Origin of the sequence: Chitinimonas sp. (assembly GCF_036568685.1) — a bacterium.
Classification (GTDB): Bacteria; Pseudomonadota; Gammaproteobacteria; order Burkholderiales; family Chitinimonadaceae; genus Chitinimonas.
The window spans coordinates 1-20,970 of sequence record NZ_DATCSC010000019.1 but is presented as its reverse complement, the minus strand read 5'-3'; the positions used below and the strand labels follow the sequence as shown (position 1 = coordinate 20,970).

Annotated in this window: 23 protein-coding genes; 11 read left to right on the top strand and 12 right to left on the bottom strand. The window is 63.1% G+C overall.

Translation table 11 applies throughout. The annotated features are described in order from the left end of the window. Nucleotides 1–70: 70 nt before the first annotated feature. Nucleotides 71–454 (bottom strand): hypothetical protein, encoded by a 384-nt coding sequence (locus VIM95_RS03240; protein ID WP_331982952.1) that lies wholly within the window; start codon nt 452–454, stop codon nt 71–73. 173 nt (nt 455–627) lie between these two features. On the opposite strand from VIM95_RS03240, the gene VIM95_RS03235 reads away from it, so the two are divergent. The 4 genes from VIM95_RS03235 to VIM95_RS03220 all read left to right on the top strand — a co-directional run bounded on the left by VIM95_RS03235 (nt 628) and on the right by VIM95_RS03220 (nt 3,464). Beyond that, complete coding sequence (locus VIM95_RS03235) at nt 628–996, top strand: nuclear transport factor 2 family protein (protein ID WP_331982950.1); 369 nt, start codon at nt 628–630, stop codon at nt 994–996. Between the two features lie 115 nt (nt 997–1,111). Further along, a complete protein-coding gene (locus VIM95_RS03230) occupies nt 1,112–2,305 on the top strand; it encodes an acyltransferase (protein ID WP_331982948.1) in 1,194 nt (397 codons plus the stop codon). Then, complete coding sequence (locus VIM95_RS03225; RefSeq protein WP_331982946.1) at nt 2,298–2,930, top strand: DUF2238 domain-containing protein; 633 nt, start codon at nt 2,298–2,300, stop codon at nt 2,928–2,930. Before VIM95_RS03230 ends, VIM95_RS03225 begins: the two co-directional genes overlap by 8 nt. A 54-nt stretch (nt 2,931–2,984) precedes the next feature. After that, a complete protein-coding gene (locus VIM95_RS03220; protein ID WP_331982944.1) occupies nt 2,985–3,464 on the top strand; it encodes a GNAT family N-acetyltransferase in 480 nt (159 codons plus the stop codon). Between the two features lie 254 nt (nt 3,465–3,718). On the opposite strand, the gene VIM95_RS03215 is transcribed toward VIM95_RS03220, so the two are convergent. After that, on the bottom strand, nt 3,719–4,834 hold the full coding sequence (locus VIM95_RS03215) for an ABC transporter substrate-binding protein (RefSeq protein WP_331982942.1): 1,116 nt from the start codon (nt 4,832–4,834) through the stop codon (nt 3,719–3,721). 207 nt (nt 4,835–5,041) lie between these two features. On the opposite strand from VIM95_RS03215, the gene VIM95_RS03210 reads away from it, so the two are divergent. Next, a complete protein-coding gene (locus VIM95_RS03210) occupies nt 5,042–5,545 on the top strand; it encodes a GNAT family N-acetyltransferase (protein ID WP_331982940.1) in 504 nt (167 codons plus the stop codon). 23 nt (nt 5,546–5,568) lie between these two features. Here VIM95_RS03210 and VIM95_RS03205 read toward each other — a convergent pair whose 3' ends face one another. Further along, nucleotides 5,569–6,018: a PA2169 family four-helix-bundle protein gene (locus VIM95_RS03205; RefSeq protein ID WP_331982938.1), complete on the bottom strand. Its 450-nt coding sequence runs from the start codon at nt 6,016–6,018 to the stop codon at nt 5,569–5,571. 248 nt (nt 6,019–6,266) lie between these two features. Here VIM95_RS03205 and VIM95_RS03200 point away from each other — a divergent pair, with 248 nt between their 5' ends. The 4 genes from VIM95_RS03200 to VIM95_RS03185 all read left to right on the top strand — a co-directional run bounded on the left by VIM95_RS03200 (nt 6,267) and on the right by VIM95_RS03185 (nt 9,983). Beyond that, nucleotides 6,267–6,803 carry a DUF4142 domain-containing protein gene (locus tag VIM95_RS03200; RefSeq protein WP_331982936.1) on the top strand — a complete coding sequence of 179 codons (537 nt, stop codon included), beginning with the start codon at nt 6,267–6,269 and terminating at the stop codon, nt 6,801–6,803. A gap of 87 nt (nt 6,804–6,890) precedes the next feature. Next, nucleotides 6,891–7,403 (top strand): LexA family protein, encoded by a 513-nt coding sequence (locus VIM95_RS03195; protein WP_331982934.1) that lies wholly within the window; start codon nt 6,891–6,893, stop codon nt 7,401–7,403. Between the two features lies 1 nt (nt 7,404). Next, nucleotides 7,405–7,911: a GNAT family protein gene (locus tag VIM95_RS03190; protein WP_331982932.1), complete on the top strand. Its 507-nt coding sequence runs from the start codon at nt 7,405–7,407 to the stop codon at nt 7,909–7,911. Nucleotides 7,912–8,489: 578 nt separating this feature from the next. Then, entirely contained in the window at nt 8,490–9,983 is a 1,494-nt protein-coding gene (locus VIM95_RS03185; protein WP_331982930.1) for an oligopeptide:H+ symporter, read from the top strand. Nucleotides 9,984–10,051: 68 nt separating this feature from the next. Here the strand turns inward: VIM95_RS03185 and VIM95_RS03180 are convergent, their stop codons facing one another. The 9 genes from VIM95_RS03180 to VIM95_RS03140 form a co-directional block, all read right to left on the bottom strand. Beyond that, nucleotides 10,052–10,435, bottom strand: a complete 384-nt coding sequence (locus tag VIM95_RS03180; RefSeq protein ID WP_331982928.1) for a cupin domain-containing protein — start codon at nt 10,433–10,435, stop codon at nt 10,052–10,054. A gap of 16 nt (nt 10,436–10,451) precedes the next feature. Further along, nucleotides 10,452–11,201, bottom strand: a complete 750-nt coding sequence (locus VIM95_RS03175; protein ID WP_331982926.1) for a hypothetical protein — start codon at nt 11,199–11,201, stop codon at nt 10,452–10,454. A 204-nt stretch (nt 11,202–11,405) separates the two neighbouring features. Further along, entirely contained in the window at nt 11,406–12,287 is an 882-nt protein-coding gene (locus VIM95_RS03170; protein WP_331982924.1) for an RNA polymerase sigma-70 factor, read from the bottom strand. A gap of 78 nt (nt 12,288–12,365) precedes the next feature. Continuing rightward, a complete protein-coding gene (locus VIM95_RS03165; RefSeq protein ID WP_331982922.1) occupies nt 12,366–12,875 on the bottom strand; it encodes a BON domain-containing protein in 510 nt (169 codons plus the stop codon). A gap of 56 nt (nt 12,876–12,931) precedes the next feature. Next, nucleotides 12,932–13,357, bottom strand: a complete 426-nt coding sequence (locus VIM95_RS03160) for a PACE efflux transporter (protein ID WP_331982920.1) — start codon at nt 13,355–13,357, stop codon at nt 12,932–12,934. A gap of 17 nt (nt 13,358–13,374) precedes the next feature. Beyond that, the gene (locus VIM95_RS03155) at nt 13,375–13,809 is read right to left on the bottom strand and encodes a hypothetical protein (RefSeq protein ID WP_331982918.1); all 435 of its coding nucleotides are present in this window, start codon (nt 13,807–13,809) and stop codon (nt 13,375–13,377) included. A gap of 6 nt (nt 13,810–13,815) precedes the next feature. After that, entirely contained in the window at nt 13,816–14,361 is a 546-nt protein-coding gene (locus VIM95_RS03150; protein ID WP_331982916.1) for a hypothetical protein, read from the bottom strand. Nucleotides 14,362–14,682: 321 nt separating this feature from the next. Beyond that, nucleotides 14,683–15,795, bottom strand: a complete 1,113-nt coding sequence (locus tag VIM95_RS03145) for a two-component system response regulator (protein WP_331982914.1) — start codon at nt 15,793–15,795, stop codon at nt 14,683–14,685. 40 nt (nt 15,796–15,835) lie between these two features. After that, a complete protein-coding gene (locus VIM95_RS03140; RefSeq protein ID WP_331982912.1) occupies nt 15,836–19,888 on the bottom strand; it encodes a response regulator in 4,053 nt (1,350 codons plus the stop codon). Nucleotides 19,889–20,125: 237 nt separating this feature from the next. Between VIM95_RS03140 and VIM95_RS03135 the strand changes: the two genes are divergently transcribed. Together VIM95_RS03135 and VIM95_RS03130 are read left to right on the top strand one after the other, a co-directional pair. Continuing rightward, the gene (locus VIM95_RS03135) at nt 20,126–20,455 is read left to right on the top strand and encodes a hypothetical protein (protein WP_331982910.1); all 330 of its coding nucleotides are present in this window, start codon (nt 20,126–20,128) and stop codon (nt 20,453–20,455) included. 214 nt (nt 20,456–20,669) lie between these two features. Further along, nucleotides 20,670–20,970, top strand: a 301-nt coding sequence (locus tag VIM95_RS03130; RefSeq protein ID WP_331982908.1) for a DUF4339 domain-containing protein, incomplete at its 3' end; no start/stop codon positions are given.

The following is a 20,970-nucleotide window of genomic DNA, read 5'->3' as shown; positions in this document are numbered from 1 at the left end:
CTTTCGCGCTAATGGCAATCGATTTCAGCACTTTCATTCTGGAACGGCGCTACGCCATCTACAAGGGGTCTTAGTGGCTGGTGTAGGCAAAACGGACAGTGGCTACGCCCAGGGTGAAGCAGAAAGCGGTCCAGCCATGCACGGCCGGCACGATATGGCTGCGCTGCGGCATGCGGCTGCTGGCGATGGTGTGGGCCAGGGCTGCCGATAGCAATGGGGCTGCGACCAGGTTGGCTAAGCGCAGCCAGGGCTGGTGCAGCATGGTGTGGGGAAAGAACCAAAGGCTGATGCCGCCAATAAGACCGCCCAGCAGCAGCGCTGCCGTGTACCGCTGCCAGGAACCACGTTCCAGCTCGCTCCGACGCCAGTCGCCAAACTCGAAGGGGAGTTCTAGCAGGGCCTGACCGACGACTTCGATCAGGAACTGGATGATGACGAGCAGAATTTCTTCCATGGTGGATCGCTGGGGTGGCAATACTGCCAGTCTGCCATGCCGCCGACGGGCTGCGCAGACAAAGCCTGCCGACCAGGGCTATGCTGGCTCCATAACAGGGACACGGTGGTGGAAGTATGGCTCGCTACCCGTGAACCCGGACCGGCCAGACTGCCACACCAGGAGGAAACGTCATGCACGCGCCTATCTCCCGCTATCTCGACGCCTATAACCGGCTCGACGTCGATGCCATGCTGCAGTTCTTGCACCCCGAAGTCGTCTTCGAGAACTACGCCAATGGTGAGCTCAACACCCGTACCGATGGCATTGCTTCCTTCCGCGAGCTGGCCGAGCATTCGCTGGGTCTCTTCTTGCGCCGCCGCCAAACCCTGCTGGAACATGCCGAGGTCGATGGCTTGATCCAGGCAGAGATCGACTTTGAGGGTGTCTTTGCCGTCGACCTGCCCAACGGTATACGCGCCGGGCAGGAGATCAAGCTGCGTGGCCGATCCGACTTCCGGTTGCAGGATGGCTTGATCATCTACGTCGGCGACCATTGCTGAGCGCTGGCCGCGGCAGGCAGAATGCCCGCAACGTGCCGCCGGTACGTTGACTGGACCTTGGTGCGGCTTCGCACCAGGGTTCGGTCATGCTGTCCACTTGCTCATAGGATTCCGTTTGCCGACACCGTCCGTCTCTCCCGTTTCGCCGATCCGCAATGGCCTGATCGACTTGCTGCGCGGCTGGGCGGTGATCGCCGTCGTGCTGCTGCATATCCAGATACGCGTCCCATTCCAGGGCTCGGATCTTGCCGGCTGGCTCTCCAAGCGTGCCTACAACTTCCTGTTCTGGAGTGGCCAGCAGGGCGTGATCGTATTCTTCGTCATCTCCGGCTTTCTGATCACCACCGTTTCGCTACAGCGTTGGGGTAGCCTGGATCGGATAGTGCCAGGCGACTTCTACCGCTTTCGGGTGGCACGGCTGGCACCTTGCCTCCTGCTGTTTGTGGCCTTGCATGCCGCGCTGCAATGGGCGGGAGTGGCGGGTTTCGCGCCCGAGCCGGGCAGTGAGGGACACCTCATGCTGGCGGTGATCTCGGCGCTGACTTTCTGGCTCAACTGGGCTGAGGCCATGCTGGGCAGTTACTTGCCCGGGGGCTGGGATGTGCTGTGGTCGCTCTCAGTGGAAGAGGCCTTCTATCTGGGCTTTCCACTCTTGTGCCTGTTGCTCCGCAAGCCTGGGCGCATCATCGCGGCCATGCTGCTGTTTGTGGTGCTGGGGCCTTTCTCGCGTACGGTGCTCGGCAATAACGAGATCTGGCGTGATCATGCCTATCTCTCGGGGATGGGTGAGATCGCCATGGGGTGCATCGCTGCGTTGCTGGTGCATCGTTCCGGCTATCAGGGGCGCCGTGCGGGTTGGCTGTTGACTACGGGCCTCGCGCTGATGGCGATGGTGCTGTACTTCCGCGGCTGGACCTTCAAACTTGGTCTGCCGGCCTTGGGGCTGGATATGAGCGTACTCGGGCTGGGCACCGCGCTGGTGTTGGTAGCCTGCCATAGCCAGCCGGCTTGGGGGCGCTACGCCGACTGGCTACCGGGGCGGGTGCTGCAATGGTTTGGCCGGCATAGTTATGAGGTCTACCTCAGCCATATGTTTGTGTTGCTGCCGCTGGTGGCTTTACTGCCGGGGAATGGCTTGGCTTCGGTCTGGATCGCGCCTTTCTATCTACTCGCTGTAGTGCTCTGCGGCTGGGTGGGCCATGGTCTGGCGCAGTATTTCTCCATGCCGCTGAACAAGCGCTTGCGGCAGGGCGGGCCGGGCAGTCGGTTCAAAACGACCTTGGCGACCAAGGAGGTGGGCAATGGCTAACAAGGCATGGCTGCTTGCTGGAGCCGGCGTGCTGCTAGCAGCGCTGGGCTATACCGGTCTCTATACCGCTGATCGTGCCACCTGGCTGATGGAAGTGGTACCGGTGCTGGTGGCGTTGCCGCTTTTGGCCGCCACCCAGCGGCGTGCGCCACTCACGCCGCTGCTCTATGGCTTGATCTTTATCCACGCGCTGATTCTGATCCTGGGTGGCTTCTACACCTACGCCAAGGTACCGCTGGGCTTCTGGTTGCAGGACTACTTCAGCCTGGGACGTAACCCCTATGACAAGATCGGCCATTTCGCCCAGGGCTTGGTGCCGGCGCTGCTTGCGCGCGAGATATTGCTGCACGGCGGGTATGTGACCGGGCGACGCATGGCGGGCTTTCTGTCGCTGTGCGTGGCCATGGCGATCAGCGCCTGGTACGAGCTGATCGAATGGGGCGCGGCCATCGCACTGGGGCAGGGGGCGGACGAGTTCCTCGGCACCCAGGGCGACCCGTGGGATACGCAATCCGATATGGGCATGGCCATGTTGGGTGCGAGCGTAGCGATCCTGCTTTTTGCCCGTTGGCACGATAGCCAGCTGGAACGGCTGCCGCTTGCCCATCCGCCCTCGGGCAGATAAGTTGTAGGTCTGCGCCAGGCGCAGACCAGATACACAGCCCTGAAAAGCAAGACCATGCAGATACGCCCCACCACCGAACAAGACTGGCAGGCGCTCAAGACCATACGACTTGCCTCCCTGCTTGATGCCCCGCTGGCCTTTGGCATGAGCTACGACGAGACTGCGCAGTTCAGCGATGCGCTCTGGCGCGAGCGGGCTTCGCCGCTTAGCCAGCCTAACTTTTGGCTGGCCTGGGATGGCGAGGTGGCGGTCGGTATTGTCGGCGGGGTAGAGACACAGGGCGAATACCAGCTGATCTCGCTCTGGGTGGCGCCCACTGCCCGAGGTAAGGGTGTGGCCGAGCAACTGGTGCTGGCCGTGGTCGACAAGGCCCGGGCGATCCGCCACCACGAGGTGGTACTGTCGGTAGCGCCGGAGAACCTGCCTGCCAGCAAGCTTTACAGGCGCTTGGGCTTCAAGTTCCTGGACCACACCGAAGTGCTGGATAGCCACCCGGAAGTCACTGTGCAGAAGATGGTGCTGGTGCTGGGTTGAGTGGCTTCCTTCAATCTTAAAGCTCGGTTTAGACCGCGGTGTCAGAAAATCGACCGCTGGCGGGGCAGAGTTGCTTGCACGCTGACCGTGTATGACCACCTGGGTTACTGGTAGGTGGGCTTGGTGCAATAGCCTGGCAAGGTCTGCCGTGGCCTGGTGCCGAGCAAGCCACCGACCCGGTGAGCTGAAAGAATGCGGAAGCGACAACGCCCGGCACAGGCCGGGCGTTGTCGTTTTGGGGCAGACTGGTCGTCTTAGCTGCGGATCTTGCCGCTGCTGTCCAGCACGGTCATGTCGATGTACTGCGAACCGTTGTGGTTGGTCGGCGAGTAGTGCACGCGGAAGCCGCCCATATCGTAGTCGCCCATGGTTTCCAGGGCGTTGATCAGCTTGTCGCGGGTCAGGTCGCGGCCGGCGCGCTTGAGGCCTTCGACCAGCACGCGGGCGCCCAGGTAGCCTTCCATGCTGGGGTAGTCAACGGCCGGGGTTTCGGAAGCCTTCAGCACCTTCTGGTAGTCCATGGCGACCGGCTTGATGGCGCTGTAGGGCGAGGGCATGACTTGCGAGACCATCACACCGCTGCCGTCTTGCTTCAGTTCACCCACCAGGGCTTCGGTACCCACGAAGCTGACGTTGTAGTAGGGGCCCATGAAGTTGCGCGAGCGGGCCGAGGCGATAAAGGCGGCGCTGGATTTGTAGGCGGCAACCATGAACACGGCATTGGCCGGCTTCTTGGCGACCAGCTCTTCCACGGCCTTGGCCACGTCTACGCTGTTACGCTGCACGGTGGCAGTGGCGTTGATGGCGATCTTGTACTTGGCGGCGGCGTCCTGCATGGCCTTGAGACCGGATTGACCAAAGGCGTCGTTCTGGTAGAACACGTTGATGCTGCTCATGCCGAGCTTGGCCATGGAGCTGGCGATTTCTTCGGCCTCATCGCGGTAGCTGGCGCGCACGTTGAACACGTAGCGGTTGAACGGGGCGCGCAGGCTGTCGGCGCCGGTGTAGGGGGCGACGAAGGGCACGCGGGCCTGGTTGATGGTGGGCAGCGAAGCGTTCGAGGTGGGGGTGCCCACATAGCCGAACAGGGCGAAGACCTGCTCGTTCTCGATCAGCTTCTTGGTGTTGGCAGCAGCGCGATCCGGCTCGTAGCCGTCGTCCAGGGTGATCAGGCGGATCTTGCGACCGTTGACGCCACCCTTCTTGTTGATCTGGTCGAAGTAGGCCTTGGCACCACGGGCCACGCCCTTGCCCAGCTCGGCGGCGGCGCCGGTGGTGGCGGCCGATTGGCCAATCACGATCTCGCTGTCGGTCACGCCGGTTTCGCCAGCGTGGGCGAACAGGGAGGCTACGAGCAGACTGCTCAACATTACTGCTTTCATTTTGTATATTCCCGCTTTGCTTTGAATTCCTGCATTGCCTTATTGCCCGGCAATGTCGCTTGGGTAACAGCCAAGACCAAATACCGCCCCATGTTGCCGGGCGGTGCTCAATAGTTGGCGTTTGCTAATGTGCTTATTTTCCATGCTGAGGGCATAGGAAGGTAAGTGGGGTTAACCACAAGTGGCTTTAGAAACATGCACATAGCCTTCTTCCAGGTGGGTCAGCTTGAGAGCCTGATTGATTTGATGCAGGACATGAGCCGGCACTACAACGGTGTCTATGCCTCTGAACGGGCGGCCATACAGGCCAATCTGCTGGAGCGGGTGCTGGGGCCGGATTCCGGGGTAAAGCTTTTGCTGGCCAGCGTGGAGGGGCGGGTGGTAGGCATGGCCTCGGTCGCCTTGCTCTACCCGGCACCCAAGGAGCACGGCCAACTGCAGATGAAGGAGCTGTACGTGGTCAGCGACTACCGCAGCCGAGGCGTGGGTCGTGCGCTCATGCTCTGGCTGGCGCGCTATGCAGTAGCGCAGCGTTGTGGGCGTTTCGATTGGACGGCCGAGGCCAGCAACACCGGCGCGCTGGCCTTCTATGAGGAGCTGGGTGCGCGGCATGTGACCGAGAAGCGCTACTACCGGCTGGCGGACGATGCGCTGCAGGCGTTGGCCGCACAGGCCGAACGGGAACGGCCGGGTGAGTGAGCCCGGCCCGGCGGGGGCGGATACTAGGCCGCCTTGCGCATATCGCGCAGAGAGCGAATCTGGTCGTGATGGCTGATCAGGCTTTCATACTGGCGTATCACTACTTCGCGTACCGGCTCGGGTAGTTCCAGCCCCAGGGCCTTGCCATATTCGCGCTCGGCGCGATCCTCGCCGCGTTCACACTCTTCCAGCATGGCCAGGTCGTCGTTGCTGCTCAGGCCGCTACGCACGGTGACCCAGCCACGATGTACCGCGCCGATCAGGGAGCCATGCCGCTCCGGCGTGCCACCGTGCTCTTGGACCAGGGCCTGCAGCTCATCGGCGGCGCGCTGGCTGGCAACGGCCCGCAGCTGCAATACCTGGCTGAGCCCGCTGGTACTGGTATGGCGTGCACATTCGTTGAACCCATACTCGCCATCCTTGCAGATCTCGATCAGATGATTCAGGGCGGTGATGATTTCTTCATTGTTCATGGCCTTGCTCCTTGAGGGGCAGACGGGGGCATTACGCCGAGTAGCGCTTGGGTAGGCTATGGGCAGTTTTCATGCCTCGCGCCAAGGCCTTGCCCCGCGTGGTGGCAAATATCCACGGTGCAAATTCGCGCTGGGGCTGTGTAAGGCCTGCACGGCCTCGTGGACTGTGCCGGCGGGGAGGCGGCCAGGGGCACGGGCATGGCGTATGCGCAGTAGGGAATAGGTTCGACCTATTCAAGGAGACCGCCATGATGCTTCCCAGCCACCTTATTCTCGCCGGCCTGCTGCTATCGCTATCCGGTGGTGTGTGGGCCATAGATGGCACGCCGAACGTGGAATCCAGCGTTGCTGCTGTGGATCGTGACTTTGCCAGCGCGGTGGTGGTCGCCGGTCGTACCGAGATCGACGCAGCCAAGCTTGCGCTGCAGCGCTCCAAGGACAAGGACGTCCGTCGTTTCGCCCGGCACATGCTGGTGGAACACGGCCGCCTGCAAGCCGGGCTTGCCCAGGCCAGCCAGGAAGTAGGCATGACCCTGCCTGAGGCCAAGGCCGATGAACAAACCATGAAGGCCTTGCAAGAAGCGACTGCTGCCACTTTCGATCACCACTATATCGATACGATGGCGGTCAAGGCGCATATGACGGCGCTGGACCTGTTTACCCACCAGGCCGAACGCGGCCAGACCCTGGCTCTGCGCGACTGGGCCGCTGCCAGCCTGCCAACCATCAAGTTGCACTTCGAGCAGGGGCGCAAACTCGCTGTCAGCAAGAACGTGGCGCAGTGAAGGGGCGGCTGCGGCGGCCTGTGGGCGGTGTGCAACAAGCAGGGAAATCTGGTGAACGTTCGTTCTCTTTGCGCTAGACTGCAGCGTATGGAAACCTACACCGTACCCGCCCGCACCCGTGTCCATAGCGCCTGGCAAGCCGCTGCCCATATGCCCCTCCCGCAGACCTTGGGGCGGGTGTGCCGCGTGGCTTTGCCTACCGTGCCAGTCCAGCTCGGCTTGTTCGACCTGCCGGCCGAGCCGGCGCCGAAGGCAGCCCATGGGGACGAGGTGGATCTCTCTATCCTGCAGGACATGCTGATCGATAATCCCGAGGCGGCCTTTGTACTGTTTGTGAAGTCCGGCTGTCTGCCGGAGCTGCAGGTCAGTGCCAACGATATGCTGTTGATCGACCGTGCCCTGCAGCCGCTGGATGCCTGCAATGTGTTGGTGAGCCTGGATGGCGAGATGATGGTAAGGCGGCTGCGGTTGATTGATGAGCAGGTGCAGCTGCTGCCGCTGGAGGAAGACGGCCCGCAGCTGGAGCCCGGCGCGCAGGACTGGAAGATCTGGGGCGTGGTCACCAGTGTGATCCGTCGGCCCCTGCGTGGTTTTGACTGATATGTCTGCTGCCATGCAGACAGAGGCGCTCGGCCTTGCGGCCTGGCAGGCGTTGGATAGCCAGCAGCGCGCTGCCGTGGCCCTGCTGCAGATCAGCCCTGAGCAGATCGAGTATGCCGGTACGGTGGCGCGTGCCATCGAGGCCTGCGAGGCGGATGACGGCCGCGAGGTGCTGGGCATTGCACTCCAGCATGGGGCGACGGTGGTGGGCTTCCTGGCCTGCAAGCGCGGCAAGGCGGCACCCGCCTGGGCACCGGTTGGCGCGGCGGTGATCAGCGGTCTGCGCATAGATGCGCACTGGCAGGGTAAGGGCATGGCGACCGCAGCCTTGCGGTTGCTACCTACCTGGTTGGCGCAGCACTGGCCAGAGAGCCGGCAGATCGTGCTGTCGGTCGACGAAGACAACCTAGCCGGTATCCGGGCCTATGAGAAAGCCGGATGGGTAGACATGGGTGTGCGTGTAGAAGGGCGCATAGGCTGGGTCAGGCAGATGGCCTGCGCGATATAAACCAGCTTGGCCTGCTGTCCATTCTTAAGCGGGGCCGACCAAACCCCGAGCTGCATGTGCAGGGGGCCAGATTGTCGATGCCGTTTTTCCTGGTTTTCATATCCCCGTGTTGTTGCCCAACCTGATCAGCATTTGGGCGTGCGCCCAGAGCCTGGGCAAGCGGTGCCTGGGTCTGAAGGCGGTACGGCCGGATCGCAGTGCCTGTCATCCCATGCGTTAGCTGCCGTTGCGCACCCTGCCGCAATGGGGCCGTCTGCTGTTTACCTGGTAGGCGCTGCGTACACGAGGGTTGTCGGGTACCGTCGTGATCAAGGCTGGCTGAGGCAGCGGGCTTGCCTCTTGTCGGCTGGCCGCCTGGCACTGCTGCCAGGCTGGCCGGGGGCGCATAGAATACGCCGCTTTCCAACCCTGTACGGTTGCAGATACGCCACCACTGCTGCAGCGCGCCATGCCTCGCTGCCTGCGGCGCGCTATGATGCGGCCGCTTCAGGGACAGGTGGCGGCCACGAACCGCTGCCTGATGCCGGCGGCCCGCCTTGCTACAGCCTGAGGGCCGAGTTCACCATTCGGAGAGCGTCTTGTCACAGACCAAATCGTCCATCTTCCCCGAAGGGGCGGGTGCGCTGTTTTTCATCCAGACCTTCGCCACGCTCGGCTTTGCCGTGCTGTATTCCACCCTGGTCCTGTACGTGACCCAGCACCTGGGCTTCAGCGCCAAGGATGCCTCGGCCATCATGGGGGTGTTCGGCGCCTTCAACTACGGCTTGCACCTGTTCGGTGGCTATCTGGGTGGTCGCTTCCTCAGCAACCGCAACCTCTTCGTCGGCGGTATGGTGCTTCAGGTCATCGGCTGTGCGCTTATCTCACTCAGTACGGCCGAGATGATGTACTGGGGCCTGGCACTGTTCCTCACCGGTAGCGGCTTGAACGTGACCTGCCTGAACATGATGCTCACCCAGCGCTACGCGCCGGAAGATACCCGCCGCGAGGGGGCCTTCCTGTGGAACTACGCCGGCATGAATATCGGCTTCTTCGTCGGCTTTACCGTCGCCGGCCACTACCAGCTGACCCAGAGCTACCCCAGCCTCTTTATCTTCGCCACGCTGGGCAATATCGCTGCCATCATCCTCTCCGCCGTCTTCTGGAAGAGCCTGGCCGACCTCAACACGCCGCTGCTGGAAGTGACCCCGGCGCAGTTCCGCAAGCGCTTTGCTGTCGGCATGGGCATCCTGATCGGCCTTGTGCCCATTATCTGGATCAGCCTGAAGAACACCGGCTCGACCGAGACCGCGCTCAAGGCCGTCGCCGCCGTGGTGGCGATCGGCCTGATCTACCTGACCCTCAAGCACCGCGACCCGCGCGAGCGCAACAATATGTGGGCCTACCTGATCCTGACCTTCGGCTCGCTGGTCTTCTGGTCGCTGTACCAGATGGCCCCCAACGGCCTGCAGCTCTTCGCCGTTAACAATGTGGACCGTATGGTCTGGGGTTGGGAAGTCGCGCCGCAGTGGATCCAGAACATCAATGCCGCCGTGATCGTGATTGGTGGCCCCATCATGGCCTACCTGTTCAGCCGCCTGCGCGAGCGCGGCTGGAACATCGACGTGCCCAAGCAGTTTGCCGTCTCGCTGATCCTGATGGGCCTGGGCTTTCTGGCCCTGCCGCTGGGCATCTCGCTGGCAGACAGCAAGGGCATGGTCGGCTTCGAGTGGCTGTTCCTGAGCTATGTGCTGCAGAGCGTGGGTGAGCTGCTGATCTCGCCGGTAGGCTACGCCATGATCGGTAAGCTGGCCCCGCGCCAGTACCAGGGCATCATGATGGGCAGTTGGATGCTGGTGACCGGCGTCGCCTCGCTGTTCGCCGGTGACTTCTCGGGCATGATCCCCGAGCCGACCGGTACCACTGCCGTGGTGACCAATCCGGCCTACGCCAAGCTCTTTGGCGAGCTGGGCTGGGGCAGCGTAGCCGTGGGCGTGGTGCTGGTGCTGCTGATCCCCTTCCTGCGCAAGCTGATCAAGGACAAGGACGTCCCGGCCGAGGGCGAACTGGTGCCGGCAGCGGCCCAAGCCTGATCGTAGGCAGGAAAAGCCAAATGGCGCAGCCTGATGTGGGTTGCGCCATTTTCATTTTCCGTCGAGGCTCAGCCTTCCGGCAGCTGTACCGCTGCCAGGGTGGTCGGGCTATTGCCCAATACCCGGCTCAGGTGACCGCTACCGTGGGTATCTTCGAGCAGCAGGGCGCTGCCGGGGGCGATGCGGTGCTTCTCGCCATCGCCCGCTTCAAACTCCATCTCGCCAGTCAGTACAAAGATCCACATCCGCATAGGTGAGGGATGGCGCTCGCCCACCCAGCCCGCCGGCAGGTGCAGAAAGCCGCAGCGCTCTGCCGGCTCCAGCGCAGAGACGCTGAAGGGCGAGGCCGGCGGGGCAAAGACCCTTGGCGTGAGTGGCAGGTCGGCTTGGCCGAATTGAGTCACGCCATCGGCATCCGTGTACAGGTGGGCAAAGCGCAGCGGGGTGGACATCACAGATGCCTTGGCGCTAAGAGTAACTGACGACCGCGCTGCGGCGCAGATCGATCATATGGCCGGGTGGCGTGCGCAATAAGATCCCCGCCAATTTGTGCCGGCCCTGGGTGATGTCGCCTTCTTCCAGAAAAGCCAGCTCCTCCGGGCAAAGCAAGGTGATGGCTGCCAACCGTACCGGGCCATAGGGTGTCTCAAAACCGCTAGGTATGCCACTGGCCGGTAGGCCGATCAATATGCCGACCGCACCATCCGGGCCGCGCCACTCGGCCGGTATGCCATCTACATGCAACAGCATGGTCAGGAACTGGTGGCGCTGCAGCAGCGAGAGGAAGTTGCCGTGGTCGGCCACATGCTGGCTGACCTGGCGCACCAGTTCGAACAGCCAGGAGTGGGCCAGATCATCGAAATGGCCCAGTGCCTCGGCGTAGACTTCCAGCCCAAAGCCCAGCGCTTGTGGTGGACTGTCGTCCAGGCCAAAGGGGTCGGAGAGCCCATCACTGGCAAGCAGGGTGCTGGCGGGTCGGGTGATCACGCTCCAACCCTGTCGCAGGGCAGGCCAGCGCGCTGAGTTGGCATCCGCCTCGGGGACCAGGGGTAACAACTTGCCCAACTGGCGGTAGCTGCTGTGACGAGCCTGCCGGGTTGCGGCCAAGACCGTTTCGATGGGGATGTCCGGATCCAATGCCTGCAATGTGACCACGGGCGGTACAACGGCGGCTGGGCGGTTGGTCGCGGCGCCGAACAAGCGTTTGAGCCAGTTCATACGGGTCTCCCTGAAAATGCTTGGAGCCCGTCCATGCTCGTTTCACGATGACGTGAAAAGCGCTTGAAAGGCTCTCAGGGACTCTAGGACGGGCTTGGCGGTATCGTCATCCACCATATGGATGAGGGGCGCGACGTTCATGGCCAAATGCCCGCTGTGCTTGAAACAGCAATGCGGATTGCCGACGAGCGGCAGGCTTGGGCCTCAGATCCTATGAGGGATACCGGCCAGTTTGTCGGGATTGCGCACGGCATAGATCTCGGTGATGTGCTCGCCGTCGACCACAAAGGCCAGCGCCGTATCCAGCTTGCCGCAGACATAGCGCAGCAGGCCTGGCTCACCATTGATCTGCACCAGCTGGTAGACCACGTCGTCGGCGTACTTGAGGAAAGCCGCCCAGAACAGGTTGGCAATGCGGTCGGCGCCATGCTTCACATCGGCGAAGGCACCTGCCTTGCCGCCACCGTCGCCCACGAGGGCCACGTTCTCGTCCAGCAACGCCTTCACCGCGTCGCGCTGGCCGCTCTGGGCTGCCAGCATGAACTTCTCCAGGATGCGACGATGCGCATCCAGCGGTACGGTGAAGCGCGGCTGTGCCTGCTGCACCCGCTCGGTGGCGCGGTGCACCATCTGCCGGCAGGCTGCCTCGCTCTTGCCCAAAAGGGTGGCCACCTCGTCGTAGTCGTGGTCGAACACCTGCCGCAGCAAGTAGGCGGCACGCTCCTCGGGCGAGAGCCGCTCCAGCACCCACATCAGCGCGACGGAGAGGTCGCTGGCCAGCTCTACGGCCGTCTCCGGCGTGCGTTCATCTAGCTCCACCAGCGGTTCGGGCAGCCACCAGCCGACATACGACTCGCGTTCGCTCTTGGCGGCCCGTAGGCGGTCTATGGCCAGGCGGGTCACGATGGTCACCAGCCAGGCTTCGGCCGACTGCAACGTCGCCTGGTCGGTCTGGTGCCAGCGCAGCCAGGCGTCCTGCAGCACGTCTTCGGCATCCGCCCGGGTGCCCAGCATGCGGTAGGCAATGGCAAAGAGGCGAGGGCGGTGCCGGGCGAAGAGATCGTTATCCGTCTGGGCTGGGTTCATGATGTGGTCCACTCCGGTCTATGAGGATATACCCACTAGACGGGCAGGCTTGGCGATTTGTGACAGCGTGTACTGCGATCAGGGAGTGGGCCAGACAGCGTAGGGCGGCTTGCCCCGGCTACCCTGCATGACGTTGATGCTCACCAGTTCTACGTCTGTCGTCCGTCGTACAAAGCTTTCCAAGCTGCGCAGCGTACGTGGGTCACGTGCACAACCCTCCACATAGACAAAGCGCCGCTGTACCGTGATCCAGAGCGTGGCGCGGGCATAGGCATGGCTGGTGGCAAAGCGGCGTTGCAGGTCGGTGGCGATATCGGCGTCGTAGAGATAGGCGTTGGCCTTCTGGCAGCGGCCGGCCAGCCAACAGCTGGTGCCGCGCTCGGCGCGCCAGTGCGCCTGCTGTTTCATCTCGGCCTCGGTCGTATAGGGGCCGAGCGGTCGTGGGCAGCCTGGCACGGCCTGGCGGACCGCGAAATAGGGGTCGTGGTACCAGTTCCTGAGTTCGGGGGCTGCATAGGCAAGGGGCGCCAGCAGGCCAAGCAGCAGCCCGATAGCATAGCTGCGGGCATGGGGTAGGGGGCGTTTCATACTGACCATGGTAGTAGTTACCCCGGCGACGTCCGCCAGGGGCCCTCGCCCCGCAACTAACCAGGGCGGGCCGAGGCCGGCAGGCCGAACAAGCGGTCGAACATCCAGTGGAAGACCAGGGCATAGACAAAGAAGAAGGCCAGAACCGCCAGATCGCCCAGCAAGGCGGCCAGCAACGTGGTGTCCAACCACCAGGCCATGACCGGTACCAGCAACAGGACCAGTCCGCCTTCGAAACCGATGGCGTGGGCCAGACGCCGCAGCGGCCCGCGGCCCTTCCGTGCTTGCCGGCTTTCCCAACGTTCGAACAGGGTATTGAAGAGATAGCTCCAGATCAGCGCGGTCGTGGACATGAGGATGGCCAGCGGGATGGTCGTGGTGCTGGGGCGATCAAATCCGAGTGCCAGGCCGGGGCCGACACAGAGCACGGCGATCGCCTCGTAGAGCAGGGCCTGCAGCAGTTTGCGTTGGCGTGGTGACATGGGCGGGGGGACTGGCCTTACTCCCGAGTTGGGCCGACGCGCTTGATATAGATAGGCGTTGGTGTGCCGGTGACCAGGGCCACCATCAGGTAGCGCTTTTCCTCGTCAGGCTTGTCTCGCAGCCGGTAGCTGCAGAAGGCGAAGGCGTCGTTATAAAGGCAACTGGGGACGATCTGCGCCAGGGTACGGGCTGGGAAGAATTTCGGCAGATCGGCCTCGACCGCCTCTTGCAGGGCGCAGTCCTTCTCGCAGCTGATGTCTTCCCAGCTGCCGTCGTCCTTTTTCTGCTCCAGCTTCCATTGCCCCTCTGCAGGCTGGGAGACATGAAAGCGTATCTTTGATTCAGTCTTGTCCTTGTGCAGCACCGCGTAGGTACCGACGTCGGCCACATCGAAGGCCTGCGCTGCGGGCAGCAGCAAGAAGCCCAAGAGGAGGGGAAGATAATGGCGCATCAAGACTTACTCGCGTTCCTTGATCTGGATCGCCTCGATCGCGCGCATGGCCGCTTCAAGGTCTTGCTGTTGAGGGCGCTTCTGGTCCTGCGCCTGCAGCATGAAGACCCGCTTGCCAGCAACGACCGCATAGATGCTGCCGGTGGCATCCACCCCCTGCACCTTGCCACTCCAACTGCCGCGCGCGGCGGGTAGCTTGCTGAGCCTGAGGGTGGCAGGCGGCGCGGCGATAAAGGACTGCCGACGAGTGGCCACCAGTGCCATGCGGCCTGCCAGCATGTGGTTGGCCAGCTTCTGCAGATCGGTTTCGCTCAAGGTGGCCGGTTTATCCTTCAAGGCGGCAACGGCGATCTCCAGCACGGTACGGGTGTTGTCCCCCGCGTGGCCTTTGCTGAACACCAGGCCATAGCCATTGGGGTCGTTCTTGATCTGCGGGCCGGTGAAGCCCTCGGGCAGTTCAATAGTGAAGTCGGCGTTGTCGAAGGGCGTGGCCATGGCAGGCAAGCTCAATAGGCTGGACAGCAGAATGGTGGAAAGACGACGTGACAGCATGTAGGCATCCTCTCTGATCGGTGCCGGCCCATCTTGCCATAGCCGGCTGCTTAGAGCTTGTTCTGAACCCAAGTGACTAAAAATTCATTCAACTCAAAATGATGACGCGCGTCTGCGAGGTTCACCCCCGCAAAGAGGACGCCATGGTTGTATGCCCCTAAGGGGCGACAACCACGCAGCCGCGGCGGTGGGGCTGAGGGGGTGAAATTAAACTGGGGAGAGCCTGCTTTGTCAGGCTTCGCTGCCGCATAGCGCCAGGGTTGCCCTGGTGCCTCCGCTATCCTCCACCACCAAGCAGTGACTTAAGTTCATAACAGGCGCTTAGTGCGCCGCGCTGTCGTGAAAGCGTGCAGCGATGTCGCGGAACTGTGTATGGATGGCCAGGAAGGCATCGCACACATCGGGGTCGAAGTGCCGGCCGCGACCTTCCCGGATGGCTTCGACCGCTTCCTCGTGGCTATAGGCGCGCTTGTAGATGCGTTCGCTGATCAACGCATCGTACACGTCGGCCAAGGCCATCAACCGGGCCGATAGCGGTATCTGGTCGCCACGGAGACCCTCGGGGTAGCCTGAACCATCCCACTTTTCCTGGTGCGAATAGGCAATCTCACGGGCGTAGACCAGAAAGCCATTACTGCCACCCAGGGTGGCCTCCACCTGCAAGATGGCATCACGCCCGAGTGCCGCGTGGCGCTTCATGATCTCCCATTCGTCCGGGTCCAGCTTGCCGGGCTTGAGCAGGATATGGTCGGGTACGCCGACCTTGCCGATATCGTGCAAGGGCGCTGACTTGTGCAGCAGTTCGATATTACGGTCGGTCAGTTCGGCGCTGAAGCGTGGGTGTGTTTGCAGCGCGCGGGCCAGGGCCGAGACATAGTGCTGGGTGCGACGGATATGGTTGCCGGTCTCGTTGTCACGGGTCTCGGCGAGGCTTGCCATGGCGTGGATGGTGGCATCGCGTACCAACTCCAGCTCGCGGGTACGCTCCTGTACCATGCGCTCCAGGTAGGCGTTCTGGTCCTTGAGGAACTGGCGGTGCTGCTTGACCGTGAGCTGGGTGGCCACCCGCGCCAGTACGATGGGTGGTGAGACCGGTTTGCTGATGTAGTCGGCGGCACCCAGTTCGAAGCCGTGCCGCTCGTCCTCCACCTCGACCCGCGCGGTCAGGAAGATGACCGGGATTTCAACCGTGGATGGGTCCGTCTTCAATTCACGGATCACGGCATAGCCGTCCATCTCCGGCATCATCACATCGAGCAGGATCAAGTCCGGCTGAGGCTGCGCGCGTGCCAGCTGCAAGGCCTTGCGGCCGTTGTTGGCCAGCTTCACACGGTAGTGCGGGCCCAGGAGATCGGCCAGCAGCGCCAGGTTCTCAGGTGTGTCGTCTACCACCAGCAACGTGGGTTTGACGGTGAAATCCAGCGCCTCGGTCATCGTCTTTCCTCCTCTGGGGCCGTGTGGCTACAGCCCTCGTTCAGATCACCATGGACTGCGCCAGGGTGGCGTCCAACAGTGCCGCATGGGCGGCATCGAAGTCGAATTCGTCAAAGCCGCGCCGGATCGCCAGCGTGGCAGCCAGGCCAAACGTGCCGGTGAATTCCGGCGCCAGCCGCTCGAACAACACCATGGCCTCGCGATCGCAAGCCTGCATCAGCTCGGCCAGGGTTGCCAGTTCCGCTTGCCAATCCTCGGTGCTGCGGCTGCTGCTCACCGCCGGTTGATCCTGCTCTGGCGGCAGGCCTTGCGCAAGCGCCGCGCAGAGCTGGTCCAGCGTGGCCTGCAAGGCCGCCAGCGGTGTGGCCAGTTGGCGGCGGTTACGCCCGGCACGGATGGCGGCCTCCAACTCGGCTGCCTGCTGTTGCAGGCCCATCGCGCCAAGGTTGCCAGCCACGCTCTTGAGCGTATGGGCTGCCCGCTCTGCGCTGGTGCGGTCGCGCTTTTCCAATGCCTGCAAGATGGCCGCCGGTGCCTGGCCCTGGTGGCTCTCGAACTGCCGCAGGAGTTTGATCAGCAAGGCCCGCTTGCCATTCACCCGGGTCAGCGCGGCATCGAGGTCGAAGCCCGGCAATTCGGCCGGCAACTCGCCTTCCTCGGGTTCTTCGCGGGTGACGGTGCGGCTACCGCTCAGCCGTTCGGCCAGCCAGCGCACCAGGAGTTCATAGAACAGCGTGGGCGAGATGGGTTTGCTGATATGGTCATTCATGCCCTCCGAGAGGCAGCGCTCGCGTTCCTCAGGCAGGGCATGCGCGGTCATGGCGATCACCGGTAGCTCGGCAAAGGTGTCGTCGGCACGGATCAGCCGGGTTGCTTCGTGGCCATCCATCTCCGGCATCTGCAGATCCATGAACACCAGGTCAAAGTGATGCGGACCTGCCGCCTGCAACCTTTCCACTGCCGAGCGGCCGTTGTCCACCACCTCCACGACGAGGCCGGTGGCTTCCAGCAGTTCGGTGGCGATCTGCTGGTTTACCTCGTTGTCCTCGGCCAGCAGCACCCGGCCGTGGCTGAACTGAGGTACCTTGCCGTGGGCGTGGTGGCTGTGCGGGACCTGCTCGGGAGCGAACAACTCGGTCAGGGTGTCGACCAGTTGTGATTGGTTAACCGGCTTGATCAGAAAGCAGTCGAGCCCGGCGGCCTCGGCCTGCTGCCGCACCTCCTCACGGCCAAAGGCGGTCACCAGCGCCACCCGTGGTGGTTCGCGCAGGCCGGCCAGCGCCTTGCGGGCCAGGGCAATGCCGTCCATGCCGGGCATCTGCCAGTCGGTCAACAATAACTGGTAGGGCGGGTCGGCTGCTTCCAGCGTCGCCAAGGCTGCGGTGCCGCTATCGACTGCCTGCGCCGTCACCGGCAGGCTCTGCAGCGCGCTCAGCAGCACCTCCCGGGCGACCGCATTGTCATCGACCACCAATATGCGTAGTCCATTGAGTGCATCCGGCAGTATCCGAGCCGGACGTACCGGCTCATCGGCCCGTGCCAGCCAGCAGTCAAAGCGGAAAGTACTGCCTATGTCAGGCTGGCTTTCAACCGAGATCTGTCCGCCCATCATCTCCACCAGCCGGCGCGAGATGCTGAGCCCCAGTCCGGTGCCGCCGTACTTGCGGGTGGTCGAGCCGTCGGCCTGGGTAAAGGCCTCGAACAGCTTGTCGGTCTGCTCCTGGGTCATGCCTATACCGGTATCGCGTACGCTGAACTGCAAATGTACCTGCCCGTCTTGCTCGGCCAAGAGGCGACCTGAAAGATGTACTTCGCCATTGGCAGTGAACTTGATGGCGTTGTTCACGAGGTTGATCAGCACCTGGCCCAGCCGTAGCGGGTCACCGCGCAGATTGCGTGGCAATTCGGCGGGGACATCGAAGAGGTATTCCAGGCTTTTTTCCTGGGCCTTGCCGGCGGTAACGGTCGCCACATTGCCGAGTACTGCGTCGAGATCGAAGTCGACGCTCTCCATGTCCAAGCGGCCGGCCTCGATCTTGGAGAAGTCGAGGATGTCGTTGATCAAGCCCAGGAGGGCATTGCCGGCAGTGTGGATCTTCTGCACATAGTCCCGCTGTTTTGGGCTGAGCTCGGTCTGTAGTGCTAGGTGGGACATGCCGATCACCGCATTCATGGGCGTGCGGATCTCATGGCTCATATTGGCCAGGAACATGGACTTGGCGCGGGTCGCATCCTCGGCCTTGTCGCGTGCGTACAGCAGCGCATCGCGTTGCGCATGGCTGTCGGTGACGTCCATCCAGAAGCCATTCCAGAACCAGGCCCCGTTGCGTTGTTGGGCTGGCACCGCATAGGCGCGTATCCAACGCGTCTCCCCCCCGCGCTCCAGGCGGTGCTCGAAGCTGATCTCACGGCGCTGTGCCACCACCTCGGCCAGGAGCGCACGGCAGCGCGTGGTTTCATCTGCCGGTACGTGCTGCCAGCGCGATAGCGGGTCGCTCATGATCTGCCTCGCCGGCACGCCCAGTATCGCTTCCGACTTGTCGCTGACAAAGGCATAGCGGCCACCTTCGGGCGTCATCTCGAACTGGAACACCACCAAGGGCAGGGTGTTGGAGAGGTCGACGATCTGCTGGCGGGCCTGTTCGGCGTCGGCCATGGCATCCGCCAGCGCTGCCTGCTGGCGGAGCTGTTCGGTGATATCACGTGCCGCCACCAGCACAGTACGCACCTCGCCGGCCTCGTCGAATTCCGGCGACAGCAGCCATTCCTGCCAGCTGGCAGTTTTCTGGTCTTCCAGGATGCGGCGCAGGCCACGCCCGCTGACCAGTACCTCACGTATCGCGTCTTCGCGCGGTTCAACCTCCGCCAGCTCGTAGCCCAACTGGCCGAAGGTCTGCCCCGTTACCTCGGCGGGGGTGAGATTGGTCAGTGCCTGCAGGGCCGGGCTGGCATACAGGATCCGGCAGTCAGCATCGAAGCGTAGAATCGCGTCGGGCGAGTTCTCGGTCAGCGCGCGAAAGGCCGCCTCGCTCTCGCGTACCGCCTCGGCTGCCTCCAGCAACTGACGGCCCTGCATCTCCTTCTGTACCCGTGTTTGTCGCCGCAGGGTGATGGACCAACCCAGCATCAACACCAGCGCCCCCATCATGCCGGCCAGTAGCGCCTGCTGCCACAAGGGCACCAGTGCGCCGGCATCCTGCAGGATCACCACCTGCCAGCGCCCATGCTGGTCCCCCCAGTCCAGTGGCTCACCGGCGGCCGCATGCAGGCGACCTGCCACGCGGACCAGTTGGTCAGTCCCATCGAGCGTGAATCCGGCACTCTCAGGCTGATGGCCGGCACCGAACAGATCACCGAACTGCTGCTCGCGTTCCAGTGCCGCCAGCCGCTCGGGCGGGATGTCCTGTACCCGCCGGTACAGGAGTGCAGCTTGGCTGGCACCAAAGACCAGGCCATCCGGCGAGATCAACAGGGCCTGCGGGCTGTGCCGACGGAGCAGGCCGTCGATGAAGTCCGCCCCCATCTTGATGACGTATACGCCAAGCACCATGCGGGAGCTGACCTCGCGGTTGTAGACCGGAGCGGCGAAATACAGCCCGCGCTCACGGCTGACCAACCCGACACCGGGATAGACATTGGCCTGCCCGGCCATGGCTTTCTGCCAATAGGGCCGCTGCCTGAATTGCTGGCCCACCAGCGGCGAGTTGCCGCCAGCGTCTACATGGGCCAGTACCGTGCCATTGGCCGAGAGCAGAAAAGCGCCATCGGCCTTGAACTGCTGCACGACGTGATTGTTATCCTCAAAGATGGGCTGGTCGGAATTGGCCAGGCTGCCGTATAGCGTGTCGCGCACGCTGCGGCCGGTCAGACCCATCAGCTCGGCGGCGCCCAGTACCGGGCCTTCATTGGTATTGGAGCGGATGTCCTGCGCAATATCCCGCACCCGGGTGCGCAGCTGTGTCTGCAGCTCCAGGCGTCGCCATTCCCACTGCCCGTAGACGGCCAGACCCGCAGCCAGCAAAGCCAGTAGCAGCCAACGCGGACCCAGCGTCCGCCCTGCCTGCAGGATGCGGGTAAGCAAGGTGGGCGGCATGGTCAGTGGAACAGGGCCATAGGGATGGAAAGCAACACCCAGCCCTTGGCTCGGGCTGGTGCTGGGGGCGGTGCATGGGCATGGCGAGGCATGGACCCTATCCTCTCTCCCCGCGCCGGGGGCGGTTCTTCTGTAATGCCTCTTTGCAAGATAGAACATTTGTCAGCCGACGAGTGCACGCGGCAAGTGCGGTGACGGCGGCTATACTTCGAAAGATTTTTTTCGCCCATTCTTTCTATGCGTGCTGCCCTGCTGTTATCAGCCTCCCTGCTGCTGCCACCTTTGAGCGGCTGCGCCAGCCTGGCCGACGATGAGGCGGCCCGGGTCAAACTCAGCTATGTGTGCAGTGGCGACGACGTCGGCCAGTGCAACTACGTGTTGTTCAGCGAGGGGCGACGTGTTTCCAGCCTGTTGCGCCTTAAGCAGGGTCAGAGCCATACGTTGGAGAACATGCCGGTCAGCACCCGGTTTTGTATGTCCAGTGGCGACGAGCCCTTCCCTGATCCGCGCACCTGCCGCCAGTTCCACGTCAATGGCCGACCGGTGAGCGAGCCGACCTCGGTTTGAGCCCACCCGCTGTCGTTTTTTCGCGCCACTTTTAGCCAGCTCCAGTCCAAAGCACCGTGCCGCTTGCCGGCCTGGTGCGCTTCAGTCATCTGTCATGACGTGCCGGAGTGCGGTATAAGGCTCCTCAAGCTGCCGCCGCGACGGTAGCAGGGTGCCGGCGAGTGCCCGGAGAATAGATGGGAGCACCGATGAATTCGCAAGCCAAGGCGCCGGCATGAGCGTCGACAACCCGATGGCGGACTACTACCTGGCGCGCGGGCGTATCGTCCGTGGCCCGTTCACCTTGGCCCAGCTGCGCGCCGCTGCAGCTGCCGGCAAATTGCAGCCCGATGACGAAGTGTGGCGGGGCCAGGATACCCAGCGTACCCGAGCGGGTAACCTGCCACAGCTATGGCCCACGCCGCCCTCTCAGGCGGTTGCCAGTCCTTCCCCGGCACCGACGCCGACTGCCAGGCCGGCCTACATGTTGCCGCCTGAAGACAAGCCGCGCCCTGCCTATATGTTGCCGCCGGAGG

Bases quoted from the DNA above. Each gene is read 5' to 3' on its own strand.
- VIM95_RS03205 (WP_331982938.1), bottom strand. From the start codon at position 6,018: ATGAACAATGAAGAAATCATCACCGCCCTGAATCATCTGATCGAGATC.
- VIM95_RS03175 (WP_331982926.1), bottom strand. From the start codon at position 11,201: ATGAACTGGCTCAAACGCTTGTTCGGCGCCGCGACCAACCGCCCAGCC.
- VIM95_RS03190 (WP_331982932.1), top strand. From the start codon at position 7,405: ATGTCTGCTGCCATGCAGACAGAGGCGCTCGGCCTTGCGGCCTGGCAG.
- VIM95_RS03150 (WP_331982916.1), bottom strand. From the start codon at position 14,361: ATGCTGTCACGTCGTCTTTCCACCATTCTGCTGTCCAGCCTATTGAGC.
- VIM95_RS03170 (WP_331982924.1), bottom strand. From the start codon at position 12,287: ATGAACCCAGCCCAGACGGATAACGATCTCTTCGCCCGGCACCGCCCT.
- VIM95_RS03210 (WP_331982940.1), top strand. From the start codon at position 5,042: ATGCACATAGCCTTCTTCCAGGTGGGTCAGCTTGAGAGCCTGATTGAT.
- VIM95_RS03220 (WP_331982944.1), top strand. From the start codon at position 2,985: ATGCAGATACGCCCCACCACCGAACAAGACTGGCAGGCGCTCAAGACC.
- VIM95_RS03135 (WP_331982910.1), top strand. From the start codon at position 20,126: ATGCGTGCTGCCCTGCTGTTATCAGCCTCCCTGCTGCTGCCACCTTTG.
- VIM95_RS03240 (WP_331982952.1), bottom strand. From the start codon at position 454: ATGGAAGAAATTCTGCTCGTCATCATCCAGTTCCTGATCGAAGTCGTC.
- VIM95_RS03235 (WP_331982950.1), top strand. From the start codon at position 628: ATGCACGCGCCTATCTCCCGCTATCTCGACGCCTATAACCGGCTCGAC.
- VIM95_RS03225 (WP_331982946.1), top strand. From the start codon at position 2,298: ATGGCTAACAAGGCATGGCTGCTTGCTGGAGCCGGCGTGCTGCTAGCA.
- VIM95_RS03195 (WP_331982934.1), top strand. From the start codon at position 6,891: ATGGAAACCTACACCGTACCCGCCCGCACCCGTGTCCATAGCGCCTGG.
- VIM95_RS03165 (WP_331982922.1), bottom strand. From the start codon at position 12,875: ATGAAACGCCCCCTACCCCATGCCCGCAGCTATGCTATCGGGCTGCTG.
- VIM95_RS03180 (WP_331982928.1), bottom strand. From the start codon at position 10,435: ATGTCCACCCCGCTGCGCTTTGCCCACCTGTACACGGATGCCGATGGC.
- VIM95_RS03160 (WP_331982920.1), bottom strand. From the start codon at position 13,357: ATGTCACCACGCCAACGCAAACTGCTGCAGGCCCTGCTCTACGAGGCG.
- VIM95_RS03155 (WP_331982918.1), bottom strand. From the start codon at position 13,809: ATGCGCCATTATCTTCCCCTCCTCTTGGGCTTCTTGCTGCTGCCCGCA.
- VIM95_RS03200 (WP_331982936.1), top strand. From the start codon at position 6,267: ATGATGCTTCCCAGCCACCTTATTCTCGCCGGCCTGCTGCTATCGCTA.
- VIM95_RS03145 (WP_331982914.1), bottom strand. From the start codon at position 15,795: ATGACCGAGGCGCTGGATTTCACCGTCAAACCCACGTTGCTGGTGGTA.
- VIM95_RS03215 (WP_331982942.1), bottom strand. From the start codon at position 4,834: ATGTTGAGCAGTCTGCTCGTAGCCTCCCTGTTCGCCCACGCTGGCGAA.
- VIM95_RS03140 (WP_331982912.1), bottom strand. From the start codon at position 19,888: ATGCCGCCCACCTTGCTTACCCGCATCCTGCAGGCAGGGCGGACGCTG.